This window comes from Rothia sp. HMSC061E04 (assembly GCF_001813685.1).
In the GTDB taxonomy this organism is placed as follows: Bacteria; Actinomycetota; Actinomycetes; order Actinomycetales; family Micrococcaceae; genus Rothia; species Rothia mucilaginosa.
In genome coordinates this window covers 151,809-174,503 of the sequence record NZ_KV813698.1, presented here as the reverse complement: position 1 = coordinate 174,503, position 22,695 = coordinate 151,809, and the positions used below count along the sequence as shown (strand labels likewise).

Sequence of the window (22,695 nt, the reverse complement as noted above, 5' to 3'; positions counted from 1 at the left end):
TATCCAAGTAGCCGCACAACCACGGGCTTCTCGTGCCAGTGCATAATGCCGCTACTTACGGGTGGGATACGCCCGCTTCACGCGGGTCCAAATGCTTCTGGCATGGGTTTGCCCCAGGCGTTTCCGCTAACCCCTTCCATAGAGATGGGGCCCGGGGCGTCAACCAATCCCGTAAAAATGTTCCGCAAGGCTGGCTCGCGCCTAAAGCGAGTCGGAACCGGCGAGACGACAGGAGAAATATGATTCAGCAGGAGTCGCGACTGAAGGTCGCCGACAACACTGGTGCGAAGGAAATCCTGACCATCCGTGTTCTCGGTGGTTCCTCGCGTCGCTACGCAGGCATTGGCGACATTATTGTCGCAACCGTCAAGGATGCAATCCCCGGCGGTACCGTAAAGAAGGGTGACGTTGTCAAGGCAGTCGTCGTCCGCACCAAGAAGGAAACCCGTCGTCCCGACGGCTCCTACATCAAGTTCGACGAGAACTCCGCAGTGATCCTGAAGAACACTGATGGTGATCCCCGTGGCACCCGTATCTTCGGCCCCGTGGGTCGTGAACTTCGCGACAAGAAGTTCATGAAGATCGTTTCGCTGGCTCCGGAGGTGCTCTAATTCATGGCTAAGATCAAGTCCGGCGACCTGGTTCAGGTTATTTCCGGTGCAGATAAGGGCAAGCAGGGCAAGGTTCTGAAGGTTCTCCCCAAGGAAAACCGCGTGATTGTTGAGGGCGTCAAGGTCGTCACCAAGCACACCAAGGCTAACCCCCTGACCGGCGCAGCAGGCGGCATTCAGAAGGTTGAGGCACCGATCCACGTTTCTAACGTTGCGATTGTTGACCCCGAGACCAAGAAGCCGACCCGTGTTGGTTTCCGCCTCGAGACTGTAGAGCGTGACGGCAAGGAGCGCACCGTTCGCGTGCGCGTTGCTAAGCGTTCGGGTAAGGACATCTAATGACCGAAACCAAGATTACCCCCCGCTTCAAGACCAAGTACGCTGAGGTCGTCGTTCCCGCTCTGCAGGAAGAGTTCAAGTACGAGAACGTCATGCAGACCCCGAAGATCGTTAAGGTCGTCGTAAACATGGGTGTCGGCGAGGCAGCTCGCGACGCAAAGCTCATGGACGGCGCAATCCGCGATCTCACCGCAATCACCGGTCAGAAGCCGATTGTTACCCGCGCTAAGAAGTCCATCGCACAGTTCAAGCTGCGCGAAGGTATGCCCATTGGTGCACACGTCACCCTGCGTGGCGACCGCATGTGGGAATTCCTGGACCGCCTCGTCACCCTGGCACTGCCCCGAATCCGCGACTTCCGCGGCCTCTCGGACCGCCAGTTCGACGGTAACGGTAACTACACCTTCGGTCTGACCGAGCAGTCCATGTTCCACGAAATCGATCAGGACTCGATTGACCGCGTGCGTGGTATGGACATCACCGTGGTGACCTCCGCGAAGACCGACGAAGAAGGCCGTGCAATCCTGAAGGCACTGGGCTTCCCGTTCAAGACCAACTAACGACTACGTTGTAGGTCTAGACCCCGTTACCGCGGGGTAGGGAAACCACAACGAGGAAGGGCTAAAGCCCACAATGACTATGACTGATCCGGTCGCAGATATGCTGACCCGTTTGCGTAACGCAAACTCCGCATACCACGACACCGTATCCATGCCCTACTCCAAGCTGAAGGCTCGCATTGCAGAGATCCTGAAGGCTGAGGGCTACATCGCCGACGTGAAGGTTGAGGATGCAAAGGTCGGCAAGACCCTGACCCTCGTCCTCAAGTACGGTCCGTCCCGCGAGCGTTCCATCGCTGGCGTGCGTCGTATTTCCAAGCCGGGCCTGCGTACCTACGCAAAGTCCACCAACCTGCCCCAGGTTCTGGGTGGCCTCGGCATCGCAATCCTGTCCACCTCTTCGGGTCTGCTCACTGACAAGCAGGCAGCGAAGAAGGGCGTGGGCGGCGAAGTCATCGCTTACATCTGGTAGTCGGTTAGAAGAGAAAGGAAGAGAATAATGTCACGTATTGGACGTCTCCCCATCTCGGTTCCCGCCGGCGTTGAGGTTAAGGTCGATGGCAACCTGGTCACCGTTAAGGGCCCGAAGGGCGAGCTCTCCCACAAGGTAGCTTCCCCCATCACCGTGGCTCTGAACGAAAACGAGATCGTTGTATCTCGTCCGAACGACGAGCGCCTGTCTCGCTCGCTGCACGGTCTGACTCGTACCCTGATTCAGAACCTGATTATCGGCGTTACCTCCGGCTACGAGAAGAAGCTGGAAATCGTTGGTACCGGTTACCGTGTGACCCCGAAGGGTAACGACCTGGAGTTCGCTCTGGGCTACTCCCACCCGATCAACATCACCGCTCCCGAGGGTATTACCTTCGCAGTGGAGGGTGCTAACAAGCTGACCGTGTCGGGTATCGACAAGCAGCTCGTTGGTCAGGTTGCAGCAAACATTCGTGGTCTGCGTAAGCCCGATCCCTACAAGGGTAAGGGTGTTCGCTACGCAGGTGAGCACATCCGCCGCAAGGTCGGAAAGGCTGGTAAGTAAACATGGCTATCAAGTCGAAGGCAGCGCAGCGTGCACGTCGTCACGCTCGCATCCGCAAGTACGTTTCGGGTACCGCTGCGCGTCCGCGCCTGTGCGTCACCCGTTCGACCCGTCACATGTTCGTTCAGGTTATCGACGATGTCAAGGGCGTAACCCTGGCATCCGCTTCCACCATGGAAGCAGAGCTGCGTGCAGCTGACCTGGACAAGACCGCTAAGGCAAAGCGCGTTGGTGAGCTCGTTGCAGAGCGCGCCAAGGCAGCTGGTGTTGAGGCAGTCGTGTTCGACCGCGGTGGTAACAAGTACCACGGCCGTGTTGCAGCCGTTGCTGACGGTGCACGCGAGGGAGGTCTTGCACTCTAATGAGCGAGCAGAACGTAAAGGAAACTCAGGTGAGCGAAGCAGTAGTAGCTGAAACCGCTGAGACCTCCAACCAGCGCGAGGAGCGCCGCAACACCCGCGGCGAGCGTCGTGGCCGTGGTGAGCGCCGTAACAACCGCGCTCGCGAGGAGGAGAAGGACAAGTACATCGAGCGCGTTGTGACCATCAACCGCGTTTCCAAGGTCGTCAAGGGTGGTCGTCGCTTCAGCTTCACCGCACTGGTCGTCGTTGGTGACGGTAACGGCCTGGTCGGCGTTGGCTACGGTAAGGCTAAGGAAGTTCCCGCAGCAATCTCCAAGGGTGTCGAGGAAGCAAAGAAGAACTTCTTCCGCGTTCCCCGCATCGAAGGCCGCACCATCCCGCACCGCGTGCAGGGTGAAGCAGCTGCAGGCGTTGTGATGCTCCGTCCGGCAACCGCTGGTACCGGTGTTATCGCAGGTGGCCCCGTGCGTGCAGTACTCGAGTGCGCAGGCATTCACGATGTGCTGTCCAAGTCGCTCGGTTCCTCGAACCAGATCAACATCGTTCACGCAACTGTTGCAGCACTCAAGGAGCTTGAGGAGCCCCTGGCAGTGGCAGCCCGCCGTGGCCTGCCCACCGATGAGGTTATCCCCAGCTACCTGCGCAACACCAAGTCTGAAAAGGCAGGTGCGTAGTAATGGCCAAGCGTATTCAGCCCAGCGACGCAAAGCTGGAAATCACCCAGGTCAAGTCCTATGTTGGTCAGAAGCAGAACATGCGCGACACCCTGCGTTCCCTGGGCCTCAAGCGCCCCGGCAACAAGGTAGTCCGCACTGCTGACCCCGTCACCGTTGGCATGGTTAACACCGTTGCTCACCTGGTGAAGGTTGAGGAGGTCAAGTAAAGATGGCAGAAGCTATCAAGATTCACGATCTGCGCCCGGCACCGGGTGCCCACAAGGCTAAGACCCGCGTTGGCCGCGGTGAAGGCTCCAAGGGTAAGACCGCAGGTCGCGGTACCAAGGGTACCAAGGCACGTTACCAGGTTCGTGCAGGCTTCGAAGGCGGTCAGCTGCCGCTGCACATGCGCCTGCCGAAGCTGCGCGGCTTCAAGAACCCCTTCCGCACCGAGTACCAGGTTGTTAACCTGGACCGCATCCAGGAACTGTTCCCCAACGGTGGCGACGTCACCGTCGAGGCACTGGTTGCTAAGGGTGCCGTTCGCAAGAACGAGCTCGTGAAGGTTCTGGGCAACGGCGAAATCTCTGTCAAGGTGAACGTTGTTGTCGACAAGGCATCGGCTTCCGCTATCGAGAAGATCGAGGCCGCTGGCGGTTCTGTAACCGTTAAGTAGTCTTCAAGACGAGAAAGCCCCCGTCCGTACACTGTACGGCGGGGGCTTTTTGCTGCTCGAAAAGACTCACAACAGGGATATATTCCTGTATTCGTATATTTGAACGCTTGGTGCACGCCACATTTAGTGTTCAGAAATCACGCTAAGAGAATATAAAAGCTACATAATCTGCTAGGGAGTTATCGTTACCTGCTCCAAACACGATAGACTGGAAGATGTGTTTACTGCGCCCTAAAAATCCTTCAGAGGAATGGGCGCCCCATAGACTTACAGGAGGACATGTGCTGAGCGCATTCGGGCGAGTCTTTAAGACCGCCGATTTGCGGCGTAAGCTGCTGTTTACCCTGGCAATGATTGTGCTGTACCGCGTGGGCACTTTCATCCCCGCGCCAGGCGTTTCCTACGGAAATGTACAGCAGTGTCTGAACGCCAATGTTACGAGCGGTGGCGTCTACGATATCGTCAACCTCTTCAGCGGTGGCGCACTGCTGCAGCTTTCGATCTTTGCCCTCGGCGTGATGCCGTACATTACCGCGTCCATTATCATCCAGCTGTTGCGCGTGGTCATCCCGCGATTCCAGGAGCTACACGATGAAGGCGCGCAGGGCCAGGCAAAGCTCACCCAGTACACCCGCTACCTGACCATCGCTCTTGCTCTGCTGAACGCAACCACCATCGTCTCGATGGCGCGCTCCGGCGTTCTGCTGGGTAACTGCCCCGGCATCATCCCCCAGGACGACGTACTGCACATCCTGCTGATTATCGTCACCTTGTGTGCAGGTACCACCGTCATCATGTGGATGGGTGAGCAGATTACCGAGCGTGGCGTCGGTAACGGTATGTCCCTGCTGATCTTCACCTCTATCGCTTCTTCCTTCCCGAGCGCTCTGGGCTCCATCCAGCGCACCCACGGTTGGGGTATCTTCGCAGCCGTCTCCGGCATCGGCCTGCTGGTCATGCTCGCTGTGGTTTACGTGGAGCAGTCCGTTCGCCGTATCCCCGTGCAGTACGCAAAGCGCATGATTGGTCGACGCACTATTGGCGGCACCAACACTTACATTCCGCTCAAGGTCAACATGGCCGGCGTGATCCCGCTGATCTTCGCTTCCTCCCTGCTGACCCTGCCCGGTCTGATTGCCCAGTTCAACACCCCCACCAACGGCTCCACTCCGCCGGACTGGGTTAACTGGATCAACGCATACCTGGTGCGCGGCGATCATCCGCTGTACATTGCTCTCTATTTCTTCATGATTATTGGCTTCGCGTACTTCTACGTGGCGGTCACCTTCGACCCGGTAGAAGTAGCGGACAATATGAAGAAGTACGGTGGCTTTATCCCCGGTATCCGTGCCGGTAAGCCCACCGAGCGTTACCTCAGCTACGTACTCAACCGAATTACGTTGCCTGGCGCACTTTACCTCGGTGTAATTTCCATGATTCCCCTGGTAGCGCTTATCCTATTCAACGCAAACCAGAATTTCCCGTTCGGTGGCGCCTCGCTGCTGATCGTGGTGGGTGTTGGTCTTGATACTCTCAAACAGATCAACGCTCAGCTCCAACAACGAAACTACGAAGGACTGCTCCGATGAACCGTCTGCTCATCGTCGGCCCTCCCGGTGCAGGTAAGGGCACCCAGGCCGTCAAGATTGCTGAAGCACTGAAGATTCCCGCGATTTCCACCGGTGATATCTTCCGCAAGAACATCAAGGAAGAGACCGAGCTGGGCAAGGAAGCGAAGTCGTACATCGACTCCGGCAACCTGGTTCCCGACTCCGTCACCAACAACATGGTGCGCGCACGCCTGGAGGAAAGCGACGTCGTCAACGGCTTCCTGCTCGACGGCTACCCCCGCAACACCTCCCAGGTGCACGAGCTGGACTCCATCCTCGAAGCCAAGGGCGAGAAGATCGACCGCGTTCTCCTGCTGGTTGCAGACAACGACGAACTCGTCGAGCGTCTGCTCAACCGCGCAGCAGAGCAGGGTCGCACCGATGACAACGAAGAGGTCATCCGTCACCGCCTGAAGGTCTACGAAGAAGAGACCGCACCGCTGATCGCAATCTACCGCGAACGCGGCATTGTCAAGGAAGTTAACGGCCTCGGCGAGATTGCTGAAGTCACCGAGCGCATCCTCGACGCTCTGAAGTAATCTTCTGCTGTACCCCCGCAATTTGGGATGCATGATGCATCACAAAGACTTGCGGGGGTACAGTGCTGTCTGTAGAGTTCTAAGCTTGGGCGTACTGCCCCACATACCTAAGGAGCCAGAATGGCACGAGTCGAAATCAAAACCAATGCACAGCTTCAGCAGATGGCTCGTGCAGGCGTCATTACCAGCCGTGCACTCGATGCGGCAGTGGCGGCAGCCCGCCCCGGCGTAACCACCGCAGAGGTGAACGCCGCCTTTGAACGCACCATGCTGGAGCTGGGTGGCACCTCCAACTTCTACGGCTACTACGACTACCCGGCGACCGTATGCACCTCCGTCAACTACGAGGTTGTTCACGGCATCCCCGGCGACTACGTGCTCAAGGGCGGCGATATTCTCTCCATCGACGGTGGCGCATACGTCATCGACCCCGCCACCAATCGCCAGTGGCACGGCGACTCGGCACGTACCGTGCTGGTCGGTGACAATGTGAGCGAAGCCCGCGCGGAGCTCTCCGCCGTCACTCGCGAGGCAATGTGGCACGGTATCGCTGCTCTGGCAACCGCAAAGAAGGTCGGCGAAATTGGTCTTGCCATCGAAGCGTACGTGACCGAAGAATATGGCGACAAGTACGGCATCATTGAAGACTACGTAGGCCACGGTATCGGTTCCCAGATGCACATGGCACCGGACGTACTGAATTACGCAGTACGTGACATGGGCCCGAAGATTAAGCCTGGCATGGCTTTCGCTATCGAACCGATGCTCGTCACCGGTTCCATCGAGACCAAGGTACTCTCTGACGACTGGACCGTTGTGACCGTTGACGGCTCCGATGCATGCCAATGGGAGCACTCCGTTGCTGTGCACAGCGACGGCATCTGGGTTCTGACCGCAGAAGACGGCGGCGCCAGCGAACTTGCTCGCTTTGGCGTAACCCCGGTTCCGATTCCCGCCTAAGCCCCACCACTGGGGGAGGGGAACACCTTTAGCTACCCCACCTCCACCCGAAGACACCGGCGAATCCGGTCCGGTGCGTGATAGCGCATCCGAAAGCATCCACATCACAAGGAAGAAGCTCCATGAGCGAAACTCTCAACAGCGGCGAGGCAACCGCGCCCGCTGCGACCAAGGTGCCGGTTGAAATCTCAAACGTTCGCCCCGCACCCGGCCAGATTGCCCTGAAAGCACCGCGCCGTGCGAAGCCGCCCAAGCACATCGCTGACTTCGATATGGCTGGCCGCCGCGAATTTCTGAAGGAACTGGGCTACCAGTCGTTCCGTGCGTCCCAGCTGTCCAAGCACTATTTTGAGCGTCTGGTCACTGACCCCGCCGAGATGACTGACCTGCCGGCTAAGGATCGCGAGCAGATGGTTGCTCAGGCGATGCCCCAGCTTCTGACTCCGGTCCGTACCCTCGAGGCTGACGGTGGCGATACCCTGAAGGTTGTGCACCGCCTCTTTGATGGTGCGCTCATTGAGTCCGTCATCATGCGCTATGATAACCGCGTGACCATGTGCATTTCTTCGCAGGCTGGCTGCGGTATGAACTGCCCCTTCTGCGCAACCGGTCAGCAGGGTTTGACCCGTAACCTGTCCACCGCTGAAATTGTGGAGCAGGTTGTTGCCGGTGCCCGCTACCTGAAGCAGATGAAGGGCCTGGAAGAAGCAGAAGGCGGCTCTGAGGATACTCGTCCGCTGCGTGTTTCCAACATTGTCTTCATGGGTATGGGCGAGGCGCTCGCTAACTACAAGGCAACCATGGGCGCTGTGCACCGCCTGATTGACCCTTCGCCCGAGGGCCTCGGTATTTCTGCTCGTGGTCTGACCATGTCGACCGTGGGTCTGGTGCCGGGTATTCGTAAGTTTGAGCTGGAGAAGCTGCCCATTACTTTGGCGCTGTCTCTGCACGCTCCGGATGATGAGCTGCGTGATGAGCTAATCCCGATTAACCAGCGTTGGAAGGTTGACGAGACTCTGGACGCTGCGTACGACTACTACCGTACGACCGGCCGCCGCGTCTCCATTGAGTACGCGCTGATTCGCGATATTAATGATCAGGGCTGGCGTGCGGATTTGCTCGGTAAGAAGCTGGCGCAGCGCGGCCGTGGTTGGGTGCACGTGAACCCGATTCCGCTGAACCCGACCCCGGGTTCGAAGTGGACGGCATCCCGTAAGGGCGTTGAGCAGAACTTTGTTGAGCGTCTGCGTGCCCACGGTATTCCGACGACTATTCGTGATACTCGCGGTTCCGATATTGATGGTGCATGCGGTCAGCTGGCTGCTAAGGAAGACTAAGCAGTTGAGCTGCCAACGGTGAACGGTGCCCCTTTCCTGCCGGAGGGAAGTCAATAAGACTTTCAGGAACGTGGGGGAGGGGCTTCTTCCTTTTAAACATTAAGTGCCTGATGTCATAAAAATCACGGTTGTTTTTCCATGCTCTTTGCCGTAGAGTTAACAGTTGGTTGTTTGTGCCAGTGTTAAGTGCGCCTTAAAACGCCTTAGCGCCTCACCGAGGTGGGCTCACAAACAGAAGATACAATTGCCCGCCGCACCTGCGACGGGCACCGACGTTAGCGGAGGATATGGCTAAGAAAGACGGCGTCATCGAGATTGAAGGCTCTGTGGTTGAAGCTCTGCCCAACGCGATGTTCCGTGTTGAGCTGGATAACGGCCACAAGGTTCTCGCACACATCTCGGGCAAGATGCGTCAGCACTACATTCGCATCCTGCCTGAGGACCGAGTAGTAGTGGAACTGAGCCCCTACGACCTTTCCCGAGGTCGTATCGTCTACCGTTACAAGTAAACCCGAGATAAACGTCGCCTCTGGCGGCGTTTAAATCGTGTTCAAAGGGATAACGCAGTTCCCCAACGTAAGTGAGGGAACCTCTTATCTCGCCAGTAATCAAGTTGCAATCAAAAGGAATGCGATGAAGGTCAAGCCGAGCGTTAAGCCGATCTGCGATAAGTGCAAGGTGATCCGCCGTCACGGTGTGGTCATGGTGATCTGCGAAAACCCGCGCCACAAGCAGCGCCAGGGCTAATCCCTAGCAGCTGACTTCATAACCGCCCCAACAGAGGGCGGAACTGTCATAGGCACCGCTCCGAAGCAACGCCCACGAGGCGACTTCGGATACCTCCGGACTCAGAGGCCGGGGACCGGGTCAGAACAACCCGGGCAGTGATGCTATAGACCTCTGGAAAACAACAAGGAGAAGCCAGTATGGCACGTCTCGCTGGAGTTGATATTCCCCGCGAAAAGCGCGTGGAAGTTGCTCTCACTTACATCTACGGCGTGGGCAAGACCCGTGCACACGAAACCCTCGCTGCTACCGGCGTCAACCCTGACACCCGCGTCAAGGACCTGACCGACCAGGAGCTCGTGGCACTTCGTGACTTCATCGAAGGCAACTACAAGGTTGAAGGTGATCTTCGCCGCGAGGTTGCAGCTGACATCCGCCGTAAGGTTGAAATCGGTTCCTACCAGGGCCTGCGCCACCGCCGCGGCCTGCCGGTTCACGGTCAGCGCACCAAGACTAACGCACGTACCCGCAAGGGCCCGAAGCGTACCGTCGCAGGTAAGAAGAAGTAAGCAACGTTGCTCTGTTGGATATCTCTATCCGACCAACGTATTAGAAAACCTTTGTAGGAGAATCAAAAATGCCTCCCAAGACTCGCGCTGCGGCAGCTCGTAAGACCAACCGCCGCAAGGTTAGCAAGAACATCGTTGCTGGTCAGGCTCACATCAAGTCGACCTTCAACAACACCATCGTCTCCATCACCGATCCCACCGGTGCAGTGATCTCCTGGTCCTCCGCTGGCGACATGGGCTTCAAGGGCTCCCGTAAGTCCACCCCCTACGCCGCACAGCTGGCTGCTGAGGCTGCTGCAAACCGCGCCAAGGAGCACGGCGTCCGCAAGGTTGACGTGTTCGTCAAGGGCCCCGGTTCCGGTCGCGAAACCGCAATCCGCTCCCTGCAGGCTGCAGGCCTCGAGGTCGGTTCGATCCAGGACGTTACCCCCGTTGCACACAACGGTTGCCGTCCCCCGAAGCGCCGCCGCGTCTAATTAGGTCCCTGACCTAATCCCTCGACGGGTACGCTCCACGGAGCTGTACCCGGAGAGTACAGACACCCGTCTGCTTCCTAAGATATGTTTTCCCCAACCTGTGGGCTCATATAGCGGAGCTCACCGAAAGGAAACAAAGTGCTTATTGCACAGCGCCCCACTCTGACTGAAGAGGTCGTAGCGCCCAACCGCTCGCGCTTCACCATCGAGCCTCTGGAGCCCGGTTTCGGCTACACCATGGGTAACTCCCTCCGCCGTACTCTGCTGTCCTCCATCCCCGGCGCCGCTGTTACCAGCGTCCGCATTGATGGTGTACTGCATGAGTTCAGCACCGTTCCCGGCGTGACCGAGGACGTCACTGAGATTATCTTGAACATCAAGAAGCTCTCCATCTCTTCTGAGAACGACGAGCCCGTCGTGGCCTACCTGCGCAAGCAGGGCGAAGGTGAACTGACCGCAGGCGACATCGAGGTTCCCGCTGGCGTGGAGATCCACAACCCGGAACTGCACCTGGCAACCCTGAACGCCTCGGCAAACTTCAACGCTGAGCTGGTTATCGAGCGCGGTCGCGGCTACGTGACTGCAGCTCAGAACAAGGTCGGCGATGGCGAGATTGGCCGTATCCCGGTTGACTCCATCTACTCCCCGGTTCTGAAGGTTACCTTCAGCGTGAACGCGACCCGTGTTGAGCAGCGCACCGACTTCGACAGCCTGACTCTGGACGTCGAAACCAAGGAAGCCATCGCACCGCGTGACGCCGTTGCTTCTGCAGGCAGCACCCTGGTCGAGCTCTTCGGCCTGGCACGTGAGCTGAACATTGCAGCTGAGGGTATCGAAGTTGGCCCGTCGCCCGCCGACGAGTCCATGGCCGCTGATCTGGCACTGCCGATCGAGGACCTGAACATGTCCGTCCGCTCCTACAACTGCCTCAAGCGCGAGGGCATCCACACCGTGGGTGAGCTCGTGACCCGCAGTGAAGCTGACCTGATGGACATCCGTAACTTCGGTGCTAAGTCCATTGACGAGGTCAAGGCAAAGCTCATCGAGCTCGGCCTGGCTCTGAAGGACTCCCCTCCCGGTTTCGAGCCTGCTGCACACCCGCTTGATGACGAAGACGGTTCCGGCGAATAATTTCGACCGAATAGTTCACCCGGTTCCACCGGGATCAGTCAAACTTGATTCCCTAAGAGGCTCCGCTGCTGGGGCGTTAGGGAACGCAACTATGGAGATTTAACTATGCCTACTCCCACTAAGGGTCCCCGCCTCGGCGGTTCCCCGACCCATGAGCGCCACATGCTCAACAACCTGTCGGCGCAGCTGTTCCAGCACAAGCGCATCACCACCACCCTGACCAAGGCAAAGCGCCTGCGTCCGGTGGCAGAGCGCTTCATCACCTTCGGTAAGAAGGGCGACCTGGCTGCTCGCCGTCGCGTGCTGCGTTCCATCACCGACAAGTCCGTCGTGCACGAGCTCTTCACCGTTATTGCTCCGGCAATGGCAGAGCGCCCCGGTGGTTACACCCGCATCATCAAGATCGGTAACCGTAAGGGTGACAACGCTCCCATGGCAGTCATCGAGCTCGTCATGGAGCCCGTTGCAACCAAGGGTGCAGTTGCTGAGGCAACCAAGGTTGCTGAGAAGGCAGCTGAGGCTCCCAAGGCTGAAGCAGCTGAGGGCCTGCCCGCAGGCTCCCACGCACCCCTGGAGTCCGGCGAGGCTCCCGAGGGCTTCGAGGTTAAGGGTAACGCCGATTCCATGAAGTACCACGTGCCCGGTTCCCGCTGGTACTCCAGCACCAAGGCTGAAATCTGGTTCGACTCCGCTGAGTCGGCAGAGGCTGCAGGTTACGCCCCCGCAGGTGGCGCAGCAGCACAGAAGGTTTCCGAGTAATACGGATCCCAGCTGATTTAGGCTAAGCCTAAAATATGTCAATCCGCCGTCCACTGCTGTGGGCGGCGGATTGGTGTATATGCATACTTAACGAGGAGACGGTTCTTGCGCATTCGCTATACAAGAGCCGATTCGTATTCTTCAACCGTCCTTTACCGCTGAAAGGCACACCAATGCATAACGCTACTGCTTTAGAGAACCGTGAAGAACAGCCCTTCACTACTACGCACCGCGTGCGAATTGATTGTGCCTACGACGGTTCTCTTTTTAGCGGGTGGGCTGCCCAACCGAACCTGGTTACCGTGCAGGGGGTCATTGAGAATGCCCTTGAACTGATTTTGCGGGCGCCTCACCGTGTGGTGGTCGCGGGCCGAACCGATGCCGGTGTGCATGCGGAGGCCCAGACCCTGCATTGCGATCTGAACGATGAGGACTGGACTCGCCTGCAAGGTCGAACGGGGGAGGACGACCCGACGGCTGCCCTGGGGCGCCGCCTCACCGGTGCTCTGCAACGCTGCCTCTACGATGCGGAAGAACAGTTGAACTTGCCGAAGAATGTCCGTGGTATGCTGCAGGGCGCTATTCAGATTCACCGCGTGAGTGAAGTTTCTTTTGAATTTGATGCGCGATTCTCGGCTACCGGTCGCCGCTACGTATATCGCATTGCAGATGGCGCGGCGGACGGTCTTAACCCTCTGCACCGTACCTACACCTGGGCGGTACCTGAGCACCTGGATTGTGCTGATCTTAACCAGTCGGCGCAGCAGCTACTCGGTCTGCGTGATTTTCTCTCCTTCTGCAAGCCGCGTGAAGGCGCGACTACGATTCGTGAGCTACGAGAACTCAGCTTCACTCGTACTGAAAGTGGCCTTATTGAGGCGCGCGTGGTGGCTGATGCCTTCTGTCATCACATGGTGCGTTCACTTGTGGGTGCGTTGGTGCTCTACGGCACGGGTAAACGTGATGCCGCCTGGTTGCGTGAGCGGATCGAGAACCCGGGACGCGAGGCTTCGCTGACTCTGGCGCCTCCGCATGCTCTGGCACTAGCTGAGATTTACTACCCTGCCCCGGAGTTGTATGGAGAACAGGCGGAACGTGCTAGAGCAAAGCGCGAGGACCACGAAGCACAGAGCGCTTAACGCCCTGTATATATTGAGCCCCGTCACGTTGCTCATGCGCTGTGAAGCGTCGCGGGGGAGCGCAACTACCTCAGGTGAATTACACGGATGGAATTTAAAATGTGTTTAAGACAAAAAAGCCCTATTTTTAAGGCTTTGGCGGTGGATTAAGCACTCGACGTCCTGTATAGTCTTGATATGTTGTGCGTGTTCTACCCGATCGCGCTCTAAATCGCTGTCTAGTTGCAGGACGTTAAGGCGGTCTAGAGTACGGGCAGAACGGGCGGCAGCTCGGTCCTCACCCGGGTGTTCGTCATGCACGTAAGTAAAAGGCGCGATACCCAACTAAGCGCCGTATGTACATTTCGAGACAAAGGCCAATATTTTGCGCACTTATACTCCCAAGCCCGGCGAAGTCGAGCGCCAGTGGCACGTCATTGACGCCACCGACGTTGTTCTCGGCCGCCTCGCAAGCCAGACCGCTATCCTGCTGCGCGGTAAGCACAAGCCGACTTTTGCTCCGCACGTTGACACCGGTGACTTCGTTATCATCGTGAACGCTGAGAAGGTCGCCCTGACCGGTGCAAAGCTCGAGCAGAAGCGTGCATACCGCCACTCGGGTTACCCCGGCGGTCTGAAGTCCGTGAACTACGCAGAGCTGCTTGAGACCAACCCCGTTCGCGCGGTTGAGAAGGCTGTTAAGGGCATGCTGCCCAAGAACAAGCTCGCTGCACAGCAGCTCAAGAAGCTGAAGGTCTACGCTGGCCCCGAGCACCCGCACGCGGCACAGCAGCCCAAGACCTACGAATTCAACCAGGTCGCCCAGTAATTCGGGCCTACGAAGAAACAATAGGAGAAATCGTGGCTCAGAACGAAGAGCAGATCGTAGTCGAGGAAGAGCTGACCAGCTACACCTCGGAGTCCGCTGCCCCCGCAGCGGCTAAGGCAGCACGTCCGGCACTGACCGTTGCAGGCGCAGCAGTTGGTCGCCGCAAGGAAGCAGTGGCACGCGTTCGCGTTGTGCCCGGTTCCGGCAACTGGACCATCAACGGTCGTAGCCTGGAAGACTACTTCCCCAACAAGCTGCACCAGCAGGACGTCAACCAGCCCTTCAAGCTCCTGGAGCTCGAGGGTGCATACGACGTCATCGCACGCATCAACGGTGGTGGTCCCTCCGGTCAGGCAGGTGCTCTGCGCCTGGGTATCGCTCGTGCACTGAACGAGATCGACCGCGAGAACAACCGCCCCGCACTGAAGAAGGCTGGCTACCTGACCCGTGACGCACGCGTCATCGAGCGTAAGAAGGCTGGTCTTAAGAAGGCACGCAAGGCTTCGCAGTTCTCCAAGCGTTAATCGCTGGTTTTTACGAAGCGTTACGCCCCGCTTCTCCTTCGGGAGATTCGGGGCGTTTTGCGTATCTACTTACCGTGAGCGTTACAAGGTTATAGGGTGCATATAACTGTTACGTTTGTTCATCGAAGAGCACACCGGTAGAGTTAAAGAGTCAAAGCAGACAGGAAGAAAAGAGTACTCATGGCAGAGCAGAATCCCTCCACCCAGCCCGAAGAGAAGGCAGTGGAGGCTCCTCAGACTGAATCCCACCACCACGCCGCTGAAGGCGCACACGCACACACCGGTTCTGAGAAGAAACAAGCCATCAAGGAAGCCCTGAAGCCCCAGGCACGCCGTACCTCCGTCGTTGAAGACTACTCGGCAGAGCTGGACGAAATGGCTTCCCTCACCCGTGCCCTCGGTGGTAAGAAGGACGACGAAACCTCGCAGGCATGGAAGAAGGGCTACCCCTACGACACCAAGCTCAGCCGTAAGGCATACGAGAAGGAAAAGCGCGCCCTGCAGATTGAGCTACTGAAGCTGCAGCTCTGGGCGAAGTCCACCGGTCAGAAGATTCTGATTATCTTCGAAGGCCGCGACGCAGCAGGTAAGGGCGGCTCCATCAAGCGTTTCACCGAGCACCTGAACCCCCGTGGCGCTCGTGTTGTGGCGCTGGAGAAGCCGACTGACATCGAGCAGACCCAGTGGTACTTCCAGCGCTACATCAAGCACCTGCCCTCCGGCGGCGAAATCGTCCTGATGGACCGCTCCTGGTACAACCGTGCCGGTGTTGAGCGCGTTATGGGCTACTGCACCCAGGCACAGTACTTCGAGTTCATGCGCGAAGTTCCGGACCTGGAGCGCATGCTGGTGAACTCCGGTATCCACATCATCAAGTTCTGGTTCTCCGTCACCCGCGAAGAGCAACTTGCACGCTTCACCTCCCGCCGTACCGACCCGGTTCGTCAGTGGAAGCTTTCCCCCACCGACCTGGCATCCCTGGACAAGTGGGACGACTACACCGCGGCGAAGGAAGCAATGTTCTTCTACACCCACACCGGTGACGCCCCCTGGACCGTTATCAAGTCCAACGACAAGAAGCGCGCACGTCTGGAAGCAATGCGTTACGTGCTCTCCCAGTTCGACTACCCCTCCAAGGATGAGGCAGTCGTGGGCGAGCTCGACTCGCTGATCGTCCGCTCTGCATCGGACGTTTTCGAGGATGAGTCCGGTGACTCTCCCGATGGCTTCCCGGTCGTCAAGTAAGCGTTGATAGATAGGGGAGAGCAACAACTCGACCCTGCGGCGATATAACCGACAAACAGCTTGCACTGTGAAGGTGCCTGCCTCTCTTTCCCCTCTCTGGGAACTGAGAGCAGGCACCTTTGCGTGTCTATAGAAACATTAGCTATGGAGCAGATATGTAGCCGCTGAAAATCACTTTCTGATTCTGAAGAAAATGCGGTGTATACGCCTGAGGAGAGTTATGCGCATCGTAAAATAAAAGGGTGACTGAACGACTTTTTGGAACCGACGGCGTACGCGGTCTGGCAAACGATGTAATTACTCCCGCCCTGGCTATGGAGCTCGCGCAGGCGGCCTCTATTGTGCTGGGCTTTGACACGGTAGAAGAGGGCGTACGCCCCCGTGCCGTGATCGCAAATGACTCCCGATCCTCTGCAGACTTTATTGTCTCTGCGATGAAGGCTGGCTTCGCTAGCGCAGGTGTTGACGTACTGGACGCCGGCATTGTCCCCACCCCCGCAGCAGCTTACCTGGTGGCACACACCGGTGCTGACTTCGGTGTGATGATTTCTGCGTCGCACAACCCCGCAGCGGACAACGGCATTAAGTTCCTGGCTCGTGGTGGCCAGAAGCTGGAAGACTCCGTTGAGGATGCTATTGAGCGCGTTTACCGCGAGAAGTCCTTCCGCTACCCGACCGGTGGCGCTGTGGGTACCGTCAAGCCCCTGGAGAACGGTACCGAGGCTTACGTGAAGCACCTGGTCTCCACCCTGCCTGAAGGCAAGCCGCTTGCTGGCCTGAAGATTGTTCTGGACTGCGCAAATGGTGCGGCCTACGCGGCATCCCCGGCAACCTTCGAGGCACTGGGTGCAGAGGTCATCGCATTGGCTGTAGAGCCCAACGGCACCAACATCAACGACGGCGTGGGCTCCACCCACCCCGAGAAGCTGCAGGCAGCAGTCGTTGAGCACGGCGCGGACCTCGGCATCGCCCACGACGGCGACTCCGACCGTTGCCAGGCAGTTGACGACAAGGGCAAGCTGGTAGACGGCGACCAGATCATGGCTATCCTTGCTGTTGCTGCTAAGCGCGAAGGCAAGCTCGCAAAGGACACCCTCGTCGCAACCGTGATGAGCAGCCTGGGCCTGGAGCTGTACTTGCGCGAGCACGGCATTACCCTCGGCCGCACCGCTGTGGGCGACCGCTACGTCCTCGAGTCTATGCGCGAGCACGGCTACAACCTCGGCGGCGAGCAGTCCGGCCACGTTATCATGAGCGATTACGCAACCACCGGTGACGGCGTTCTGACCGGCATCCAGCTGGCTGCAGAGGTGGCTCGTAGCGGTCAGACTCTCTCGGAGCTGGCATCCCGCATGCAGCCCACCCCGCAGCGCCTGATCAATGTCAAGGGCGTTGACCGTGCGGCGGTCAAGACTAACGAGGCGCTCGCCACCGCCGTGAGCGAGGCTGAAAGCGTACTGGGTGAGAGCGGCCGCGTGCTGCTGCGTGCATCCGGCACTGAGCCTCTGGTCCGCGTGATGGTTGAGGCTGCAACCCAGGAGCAGGCTGATGAGGTTGCTCAGCAGCTGGCTGACGTTGTGGCTAAGGAATTGGCACTCTAAACGTATTCTCTTCCGGCGCGAAGACCGGAATGGAGGATAGAGAAAGGGCTGGGAAGGTAACACCTTCCCAGCCCTTCTTCGTTATCTTGGGCAGGGGAGGGGGGACGAGGACACGGAAAGCCCCCGTATCCACAGGGGATACGGGGGTCTGAAAAATTAGTGGTAGAGAGCAGAGAAATTACTTCTTTGCCAGAGCGTCGCGGATCTCCTTCAGGAGGTCAAGCTCTGTCTCTTCCTTTTCAACAGCCTCGTCTTCAGCCTTCTTCTTAGCCAGCGCGAGTTCAGTCAGCTTCTGAGTGGGCACAACAACTGCGAAGTACACAGCAGATGCAATCAGGATGAAGTTGACAACAGCGGTCAGGAACACGCCAACCTTGATCTGGCCGAAGACCAGGAACTCGTCAAAGTTGGGGGACTGAATCAACATGGAGATAGCCGGCATCAGGACGGACTGGACAAGTGCGGTCACCACAGCGGTGAAGGCGGTACCCATGATCAGACCAACTGCGAGGTCGATGACGTTACCGCGGATCAGAAAATCTTTAAAACCCTTAAGCATGAGATATAGAATAGCGCCTTTTCACCTCAGAAAATGCCATATTCTGAGAAAATTTTCACTGTAAAGCATGTGTTTTTCTTCATAATAGTTCTATGATTCTTGATACTTAAGGTTTAGGTCACATGAAGCTGAGTAAAAATCCCTGAAACCCGCGAAAAACCGCGGATTTACGCGGTGTATGCGTGAAAAAATATGCATCTACTGTGCCTATTTATTCCCGGCACGAAAGCTAGAAAATACGATGCACATCACCGCTCGGCGCACCGGCCAAAGCTGAAAGCTTAGCCCAGAGCCTAGCTCGCACTTGCATAATCGGGTGCCGCACCCGTACCGATAAACTCCTCAAAAGTCTTCGCACCCGAAGACACATACTCCTGAGCAATCTGCACACCCACATAACGGTAATGCCACGGCTCAAAACGATAACCGGTCACCGACTGACGACCATCAGGGAAACGCAAAATATATCCGTAACGCGGAGCATTCTTCGCCAACCACTGACCAGCCAGCGTATCGCGGTAACACTCCTCCAAGCGGCAACCCTCAGGAGAAGCAAAATCAATCGCCAAACCCGTCTGATGCTCCGAATAGCCGGGACGAGCCGACAACTGATCCGCCACCTGCTGACCGTTCACCGAAACCCAATACTGATAGGTCTGCTGCTGCACCGCATACGAACGATACGCGCTAGAAACAAGCAGAGTCACGCCGTCGGTCGCCGCCGCATCAATCATCGTGTCCGCCGCCTTAGCCGCCTCAGCACGCAATTGATGACCGTAGAACTCCACCAGGTCACTCGGCTCCCAATCCTGTTGCTCAAAGGGGCGCATCTTATTCACGAGGCAACGCAACGAGTCCGGCTGAGACTCAACACTTGGCTGAGCAAGAGCCAACGGGGAAGAAGACGCGCTCGCAGAAGCCGAAGCACTTGCAGAAGCACCGGCAGTAGAAGCATCAGGGGAGGGCGCGGCAGAAGAGGTCGCCGCAGTGGAAGAAGCACTAGAAGAAGCCGCTGAAGCCGTCGCAGACTCAGACGCAGAAGCGCTCGCTGCTGAAGATGAAGAGGAGGCACCCTGACCCTGTGAACCACCCTGCGAACCACAAGCCGCCAACAACGCGGTACTGCCAACCCCCAAAGCGGCACCTAAGAGAGTGCGTCGGTTCACCGCAGAACTATTAAGAGACTCCTGAGCGGTAGACGTACGGTGCAGAGACTTCACAACAACTCCTCATCATGGCGTATGTGCATACAAAAGCGCCGGAAGCCTAAACCCACCCCGAGAGGGAGTGGAGCCTCCGGCGCCCTCTACTAGAATGCACCACAAACGCGCTACCCGGGCAACTAAAAGCCGCACACAAACAATAAAAACCTAAAGAACATCTAGTTCTTACGCAGAAGAACCTGCTCCACGGTATGCTCGGCGCCCTTCTGCAGAATCAAATGCGCACGAGCACGAGTCGGCAAAACATTCTGCAATAGATTCGGCTCATTCACGCTCTTCCAAATGCCGGTCGCAACCTCAACCGCCTGCTCATCGCTCAACTCCGCATAACGCTTGAAATACGACTCAGGATTCGCAAAAGCCGAAGAACGCAGGGTCAAGAAACGATTCACATACCAGCGCTCAATATCCTCAGTGCGGGCATCCACATAAATAGAGAAGTCGAAGAAATCGCTCAGCGTCAAATCAGAAGTCTCCGGACCCTCAGCTTGAGAAGGCGCCAAAACATTCAAACCCTCAAGAATCAGCACATCCGGTGCGGTGACCTCAATATGCTCATCAGGCATGATGTCGTAATACAGATGCGAATACTTCGGCGCCACCACACGCTCAGCACCGGACTTCACCTGCGACACAAAATTCAACAGAGCACGGCGATCATAAGACTCCGGGAAACCCTTACGATGCATAATGCCGCGGCGCTGAAGCTCCGCGTTCGGGTACAAGAAACCATCCGTGGTCACCAGCTGAACATTAGGAGTAGACGGCCAGCGGCTCAAAAGAGCCTGCAAAATACGCGCCGTGGTCGACTTACCCACCGCAACAGAACCCGCCACACCAATAATGAACGGGACACGCCGCTGAGACACATGCAGGAAATCATTCGTCATATGGTTCAACGAAGAAGCAGCAGTCACATACAGATTCAGAAGACGAGAAACCGGCAGATAAATACGCTGCACCTCTTCAAGGTCGACAGTTTCACCCAGGCCTCGAAGAGACTCAATTTCCTCAGCGCTGAGGGGAACAGCAATCTCATCGGCTAGGTGCGACCAACGGGAACGGTCAAGATGCATGAAGCGGTCATCGCCAGAAAAATACGGTGCGGTGCTCATTTATCTAAGTGTACGAACTTTCAGCCCGCGGGGAAAATACCCGCCCTCACGGTTTGTCCGAAGAAATAAATTTATGAGAAGAAAAAGGTAAAACCTGAAAAAGCTAGGAAAGCCACAATAAACGTGACGTATAACGGTATTTCACCGTGCGCATATCTGGATACTTGTGGGATAAACTTATAGCATGTGTGGAATCGTAGGATATGTAGGTCTGGACACTGCTCCGGACGGTAACAATTTTGACCACAACGCATACGATGTGGTCCTCGAAGGTCTGCGCCGCCAGGAATACCGCGGCTATGACTCTGCTGGCGTGGCACTCGTGTGCCCCGACGGCATCGTATTCCGTAAGAAGGCCGGTAAGCTCCTGAACCTTGAAAACGAGGTTAAGGAACACCCCCTGCCGGACTCCCAGATTGGTATCGGTCACACCCGTTGGGCAACCCACGGTGGACCCACCGACAACAACGCTCACCCCCACGTTGTCGACAACGGCCGCCTCGCCGTCGTACACAACGGTATTATCGAAAACTTCGCAGAACTGCGTGCCGAACTGCTCGCCGAAGGCGTAGAGTTCGCATCTCAGACCGACACCGAGGTAGCTGCAGCAACCATCGCAAGCATCTACAACAAGCTCGGTACCGGTGACCTCACCGAGGCAGTACGCGTCGCATCCAACCGCCTCGAAGGTGCATTCACCATCCTGGCTGTGCACGCAGACCACCCGGACCGCGTTGTGGCAACCCGCCGCAACTCCCCGCTGGTCATCGGCCTGGGCGAGAACGAAAACTTCCTCGGTTCGGACGTCTCCGCGTTCATTGACTACACCAAGGAAGCCGTCGAAATGGGTCAGGACCAGATCGTGACCATCACCGGCACCGACTACTCCATCATCGACTTCGAAGGTAACCCCGCAGAGGGCAAGCCCTTCCACATCGAATGGGACGCAGCAGCAGCTGAAAAGGGCGGCTTCAACTCCTTCATGGAGAAGGAAATCCACGAGCAGCCCACCGCAGTTGAGCAGACCCTCATGGGCCGCCTCGACGAAAACGGCAACCTCACCCTCGACGAACTGAACATTGACGACTCGGTGCTGCGCACCATCGACAAGATCATCGTCGTCGCATGTGGTACCGCAGCATACGCAGGCCAGGTGGCGCGCTACGCCATCGAGCACTGGTGCCGCATCCCCACCGAGGTTGAGCTCGCACACGAGTTCCGCTACCGCGACCCCATCGTGAACGAGAAGACCCTCATCGTGGCACTCTCGCAGTCCGGCGAAACCATGGACACCCTGATGGCAGTGCGCCACGCACGCGAACAGGGCGCAAAGGTTATCTCCATCTGCAACACCCACGGCTCGACCCTGCCCCGCGAATCCGACGCTGCGCTGTACACTCACGCAGGCCCCGAAATCGCAGTGGCATCCACCAAGGCATTCCTGGCACAGATCACCGCAGCATACCTGCTCGGCCTGTACCTGGCACAACTGCGCGGCAACAAGTACAAGGACGAAATTGCTTCGATCCTTGCCGAGCTGCAGAACATGCCCGCAAAGATCCAGAAGGTCATCGACAACGACACCCAGGTCAAGGAACTGGGCGTCGAAATGAAGGATGCCTCCTCCGTGATCTTCCTCGGCCGCCACGTGGGCTTCCCCGTCGCAATGGAAGGCGCACTCAAGCTCAAGGAAATCACCTACATCCACGCTGAAGGCTTCGCAGCAGGCGAGCTCAAGCACGGCCCCATCGCACTGATCGATGAAGGTCAGCCGGTCATCGTAGTGGTTCCCTCCGCAAACGGTCGCGACTCCCTGCACGGCAAGGTCGTCTCCAACATCCAGGAAGTGCGCGCTCGCGGTGCCTTCACCATCGTCATCGCCGAGGAAGGCGACGAGGCCGTCAAGCCCTACGCAGACCGCCTCATCACCGTCCCGGCATGCCCCTCGCTGCTGCAGCCCCTGCTGGCAACCGTGCCCCTGCAGATTTTCGCATGCGCACTGGCAGAAGCTAAGGGCCTGGACGTTGACCAGCCGCGTAACCTCGCAAAGTCCGTGACCGTGGAGTAATTCTCTAGGGTAATCCTCTGGCGTAATCCTCGGAAATCGCCTCAGCGATAACGAAAGGGCGGTGGT

At 57.7% G+C, this 22,695-nt stretch carries 28 protein-coding genes; 25 read left to right on the top strand and 3 right to left on the bottom strand.

Annotated elements, in window-relative coordinates; genetic code table 11:
- The first annotated feature begins 239 nt into the window (after positions 1-239).
- From rplN to glmM, 24 genes are all read left to right on the top strand, one after another.
- A complete protein-coding gene (gene rplN, locus HMPREF2927_RS03635) occupies positions 240-611 on the top strand; it encodes a 50S ribosomal protein L14 (protein ID WP_005504986.1) in 372 nt (123 codons plus the stop codon).
- 3 nt (positions 612-614) lie between these two features.
- On the top strand, positions 615-950 hold the full coding sequence (gene rplX / locus HMPREF2927_RS03630) for a 50S ribosomal protein L24 (RefSeq protein ID WP_005504988.1): 336 nt from the start codon (positions 615-617) through the stop codon (positions 948-950).
- On the top strand, positions 950-1,510 hold the full coding sequence (gene rplE, locus HMPREF2927_RS03625) for a 50S ribosomal protein L5 (protein WP_005505001.1): 561 nt from the start codon (positions 950-952) through the stop codon (positions 1,508-1,510). The genes rplX and rplE overlap by 1 nt, the downstream gene beginning before the upstream one ends.
- A gap of 73 nt (positions 1,511-1,583) precedes the next feature.
- Positions 1,584-1,982 (top strand): 30S ribosomal protein S8, encoded by a 399-nt coding sequence (gene rpsH / locus HMPREF2927_RS03620; RefSeq protein ID WP_005505003.1) that lies wholly within the window; start codon positions 1,584-1,586, stop codon positions 1,980-1,982.
- 27 nt (positions 1,983-2,009) lie between these two features.
- On the top strand, positions 2,010-2,546 hold the full coding sequence (gene rplF, locus HMPREF2927_RS03615; RefSeq protein WP_005505004.1) for a 50S ribosomal protein L6: 537 nt from the start codon (positions 2,010-2,012) through the stop codon (positions 2,544-2,546).
- 2 nt (positions 2,547-2,548) lie between these two features.
- Positions 2,549-2,908 (top strand): 50S ribosomal protein L18, encoded by a 360-nt coding sequence (gene rplR / locus HMPREF2927_RS03610; RefSeq protein WP_005505006.1) that lies wholly within the window; start codon positions 2,549-2,551, stop codon positions 2,906-2,908.
- A gap of 29 nt (positions 2,909-2,937) precedes the next feature.
- Entirely contained in the window at positions 2,938-3,582 is a 645-nt protein-coding gene (gene rpsE, locus HMPREF2927_RS03605) for a 30S ribosomal protein S5 (RefSeq protein WP_199774565.1), read from the top strand.
- Between the two features lie 2 nt (positions 3,583-3,584).
- Positions 3,585-3,791, top strand: a complete 207-nt coding sequence (gene rpmD / locus HMPREF2927_RS03600) for a 50S ribosomal protein L30 (protein ID WP_004005265.1) — start codon at positions 3,585-3,587, stop codon at positions 3,789-3,791.
- A 2-nt stretch (positions 3,792-3,793) separates the two neighbouring features.
- Entirely contained in the window at positions 3,794-4,240 is a 447-nt protein-coding gene (gene rplO / locus HMPREF2927_RS03595) for a 50S ribosomal protein L15 (protein WP_005505008.1), read from the top strand.
- A gap of 281 nt (positions 4,241-4,521) precedes the next feature.
- Positions 4,522-5,829, top strand: a complete 1,308-nt coding sequence (gene secY / locus HMPREF2927_RS03590; RefSeq protein WP_070685625.1) for a preprotein translocase subunit SecY — start codon at positions 4,522-4,524, stop codon at positions 5,827-5,829.
- Complete coding sequence (locus HMPREF2927_RS03585; protein ID WP_005505015.1) at positions 5,826-6,389, top strand: adenylate kinase; 564 nt, start codon at positions 5,826-5,828, stop codon at positions 6,387-6,389. Before secY ends, HMPREF2927_RS03585 begins: the two co-directional genes overlap by 4 nt.
- A gap of 120 nt (positions 6,390-6,509) precedes the next feature.
- On the top strand, positions 6,510-7,349 hold the full coding sequence (map, locus tag HMPREF2927_RS03580) for a type I methionyl aminopeptidase (RefSeq protein WP_070685622.1): 840 nt from the start codon (positions 6,510-6,512) through the stop codon (positions 7,347-7,349).
- Between the two features lie 122 nt (positions 7,350-7,471).
- Entirely contained in the window at positions 7,472-8,686 is a 1,215-nt protein-coding gene (gene rlmN / locus HMPREF2927_RS03575; protein WP_044150213.1) for a dual-specificity RNA methyltransferase RlmN, read from the top strand.
- Between the two features lie 287 nt (positions 8,687-8,973).
- Entirely contained in the window at positions 8,974-9,195 is a 222-nt protein-coding gene (gene infA / locus HMPREF2927_RS03570; RefSeq protein WP_005505018.1) for a translation initiation factor IF-1, read from the top strand.
- Positions 9,196-9,319: 124 nt separating this feature from the next.
- On the top strand, positions 9,320-9,433 hold the full coding sequence (gene rpmJ / locus HMPREF2927_RS03565) for a 50S ribosomal protein L36 (protein ID WP_004005257.1): 114 nt from the start codon (positions 9,320-9,322) through the stop codon (positions 9,431-9,433).
- Between the two features lie 179 nt (positions 9,434-9,612).
- Complete coding sequence (gene rpsM, locus HMPREF2927_RS03560) at positions 9,613-9,981, top strand: 30S ribosomal protein S13 (protein WP_005505026.1); 369 nt, start codon at positions 9,613-9,615, stop codon at positions 9,979-9,981.
- Positions 9,982-10,049: 68 nt separating this feature from the next.
- Positions 10,050-10,457, top strand: coding sequence for a 30S ribosomal protein S11 (gene rpsK / locus HMPREF2927_RS03555; RefSeq protein ID WP_005505028.1), 408 nt, complete (start codon positions 10,050-10,052; stop codon positions 10,455-10,457).
- Between the two features lie 138 nt (positions 10,458-10,595).
- Positions 10,596-11,588 carry a DNA-directed RNA polymerase subunit alpha gene (locus tag HMPREF2927_RS03550; RefSeq protein ID WP_070685619.1) on the top strand — a complete coding sequence of 331 codons (993 nt, stop codon included), beginning with the start codon at positions 10,596-10,598 and terminating at the stop codon, positions 11,586-11,588.
- A 105-nt stretch (positions 11,589-11,693) separates the two neighbouring features.
- A complete protein-coding gene (gene rplQ, locus HMPREF2927_RS03545) occupies positions 11,694-12,347 on the top strand; it encodes a 50S ribosomal protein L17 (protein ID WP_005505032.1) in 654 nt (217 codons plus the stop codon).
- 173 nt (positions 12,348-12,520) lie between these two features.
- The gene (truA, locus tag HMPREF2927_RS03540) at positions 12,521-13,486 is read left to right on the top strand and encodes a tRNA pseudouridine(38-40) synthase TruA (protein WP_070685616.1); all 966 of its coding nucleotides are present in this window, start codon (positions 12,521-12,523) and stop codon (positions 13,484-13,486) included.
- A gap of 364 nt (positions 13,487-13,850) precedes the next feature.
- Positions 13,851-14,294 (top strand): 50S ribosomal protein L13, encoded by a 444-nt coding sequence (rplM, locus tag HMPREF2927_RS03535; RefSeq protein ID WP_005505035.1) that lies wholly within the window; start codon positions 13,851-13,853, stop codon positions 14,292-14,294.
- 32 nt (positions 14,295-14,326) lie between these two features.
- Positions 14,327-14,818, top strand: a complete 492-nt coding sequence (rpsI, locus tag HMPREF2927_RS03530; protein WP_005505036.1) for a 30S ribosomal protein S9 — start codon at positions 14,327-14,329, stop codon at positions 14,816-14,818.
- 180 nt (positions 14,819-14,998) lie between these two features.
- On the top strand, positions 14,999-16,063 hold the full coding sequence (gene ppk2, locus HMPREF2927_RS03525; protein WP_070685614.1) for a polyphosphate kinase 2: 1,065 nt from the start codon (positions 14,999-15,001) through the stop codon (positions 16,061-16,063).
- A gap of 242 nt (positions 16,064-16,305) precedes the next feature.
- A complete protein-coding gene (gene glmM, locus HMPREF2927_RS03520; protein WP_070685611.1) occupies positions 16,306-17,664 on the top strand; it encodes a phosphoglucosamine mutase in 1,359 nt (452 codons plus the stop codon).
- 178 nt (positions 17,665-17,842) lie between these two features.
- On the opposite strand, the gene mscL is transcribed toward glmM, so the two are convergent.
- The 3 genes from mscL to coaA all read right to left on the bottom strand — a co-directional run bounded on the left by mscL (position 17,843) and on the right by coaA (position 20,561).
- Entirely contained in the window at positions 17,843-18,223 is a 381-nt protein-coding gene (gene mscL / locus HMPREF2927_RS03515; protein WP_070685608.1) for a large conductance mechanosensitive channel protein MscL, read from the bottom strand.
- A 293-nt stretch (positions 18,224-18,516) separates the two neighbouring features.
- Complete coding sequence (locus HMPREF2927_RS03510) at positions 18,517-19,443, bottom strand: M15 family metallopeptidase (RefSeq protein ID WP_070685605.1); 927 nt, start codon at positions 19,441-19,443, stop codon at positions 18,517-18,519.
- Between the two features lie 161 nt (positions 19,444-19,604).
- Entirely contained in the window at positions 19,605-20,561 is a 957-nt protein-coding gene (gene coaA, locus HMPREF2927_RS03505) for a type I pantothenate kinase (RefSeq protein ID WP_070685602.1), read from the bottom strand.
- A 184-nt stretch (positions 20,562-20,745) separates the two neighbouring features.
- Here coaA and glmS point away from each other — a divergent pair, with 184 nt between their 5' ends.
- Complete coding sequence (gene glmS, locus HMPREF2927_RS03500) at positions 20,746-22,629, top strand: glutamine--fructose-6-phosphate transaminase (isomerizing) (RefSeq protein ID WP_070685599.1); 1,884 nt, start codon at positions 20,746-20,748, stop codon at positions 22,627-22,629.
- Positions 22,630-22,695 lie beyond the last annotated feature (66 nt).

What these genes read in the sequence shown, in the direction of transcription:
- rplN (WP_005504986.1), top strand. Translation starts at nt 240, where the DNA reads ATGATTCAGCAGGAGTCGCGACTGAAGGTCGCCGACAACACTGGTGCG.
- rplX (WP_005504988.1), top strand. Translation starts at nt 615, where the DNA reads ATGGCTAAGATCAAGTCCGGCGACCTGGTTCAGGTTATTTCCGGTGCA.
- rplE (WP_005505001.1), top strand. Translation starts at nt 950, where the DNA reads ATGACCGAAACCAAGATTACCCCCCGCTTCAAGACCAAGTACGCTGAG.
- rpsH (WP_005505003.1), top strand. Translation starts at nt 1,584, where the DNA reads ATGACTATGACTGATCCGGTCGCAGATATGCTGACCCGTTTGCGTAAC.
- rplF (WP_005505004.1), top strand. Translation starts at nt 2,010, where the DNA reads ATGTCACGTATTGGACGTCTCCCCATCTCGGTTCCCGCCGGCGTTGAG.
- rplR (WP_005505006.1), top strand. Translation starts at nt 2,549, where the DNA reads ATGGCTATCAAGTCGAAGGCAGCGCAGCGTGCACGTCGTCACGCTCGC.
- rpmD (WP_004005265.1), top strand. Translation starts at nt 3,585, where the DNA reads ATGGCCAAGCGTATTCAGCCCAGCGACGCAAAGCTGGAAATCACCCAG.
- rplO (WP_005505008.1), top strand. Translation starts at nt 3,794, where the DNA reads ATGGCAGAAGCTATCAAGATTCACGATCTGCGCCCGGCACCGGGTGCC.
- HMPREF2927_RS03585 (WP_005505015.1), top strand. Translation starts at nt 5,826, where the DNA reads ATGAACCGTCTGCTCATCGTCGGCCCTCCCGGTGCAGGTAAGGGCACC.
- map (WP_070685622.1), top strand. Translation starts at nt 6,510, where the DNA reads ATGGCACGAGTCGAAATCAAAACCAATGCACAGCTTCAGCAGATGGCT.
- rlmN (WP_044150213.1), top strand. Translation starts at nt 7,472, where the DNA reads ATGAGCGAAACTCTCAACAGCGGCGAGGCAACCGCGCCCGCTGCGACC.
- infA (WP_005505018.1), top strand. Translation starts at nt 8,974, where the DNA reads ATGGCTAAGAAAGACGGCGTCATCGAGATTGAAGGCTCTGTGGTTGAA.
- rpmJ (WP_004005257.1), top strand. Translation starts at nt 9,320, where the DNA reads ATGAAGGTCAAGCCGAGCGTTAAGCCGATCTGCGATAAGTGCAAGGTG.
- rpsM (WP_005505026.1), top strand. Translation starts at nt 9,613, where the DNA reads ATGGCACGTCTCGCTGGAGTTGATATTCCCCGCGAAAAGCGCGTGGAA.
- rpsK (WP_005505028.1), top strand. Translation starts at nt 10,050, where the DNA reads ATGCCTCCCAAGACTCGCGCTGCGGCAGCTCGTAAGACCAACCGCCGC.
- rplQ (WP_005505032.1), top strand. Translation starts at nt 11,694, where the DNA reads ATGCCTACTCCCACTAAGGGTCCCCGCCTCGGCGGTTCCCCGACCCAT.
- truA (WP_070685616.1), top strand. Translation starts at nt 12,521, where the DNA reads ATGCATAACGCTACTGCTTTAGAGAACCGTGAAGAACAGCCCTTCACT.
- ppk2 (WP_070685614.1), top strand. Translation starts at nt 14,999, where the DNA reads ATGGCAGAGCAGAATCCCTCCACCCAGCCCGAAGAGAAGGCAGTGGAG.
- mscL (WP_070685608.1), bottom strand. Translation starts at nt 18,223, where the DNA reads ATGCTTAAGGGTTTTAAAGATTTTCTGATCCGCGGTAACGTCATCGAC.
- coaA (WP_070685602.1), bottom strand. Translation starts at nt 20,561, where the DNA reads ATGAGCACCGCACCGTATTTTTCTGGCGATGACCGCTTCATGCATCTT.
- glmS (WP_070685599.1), top strand. Translation starts at nt 20,746, where the DNA reads ATGTGTGGAATCGTAGGATATGTAGGTCTGGACACTGCTCCGGACGGT.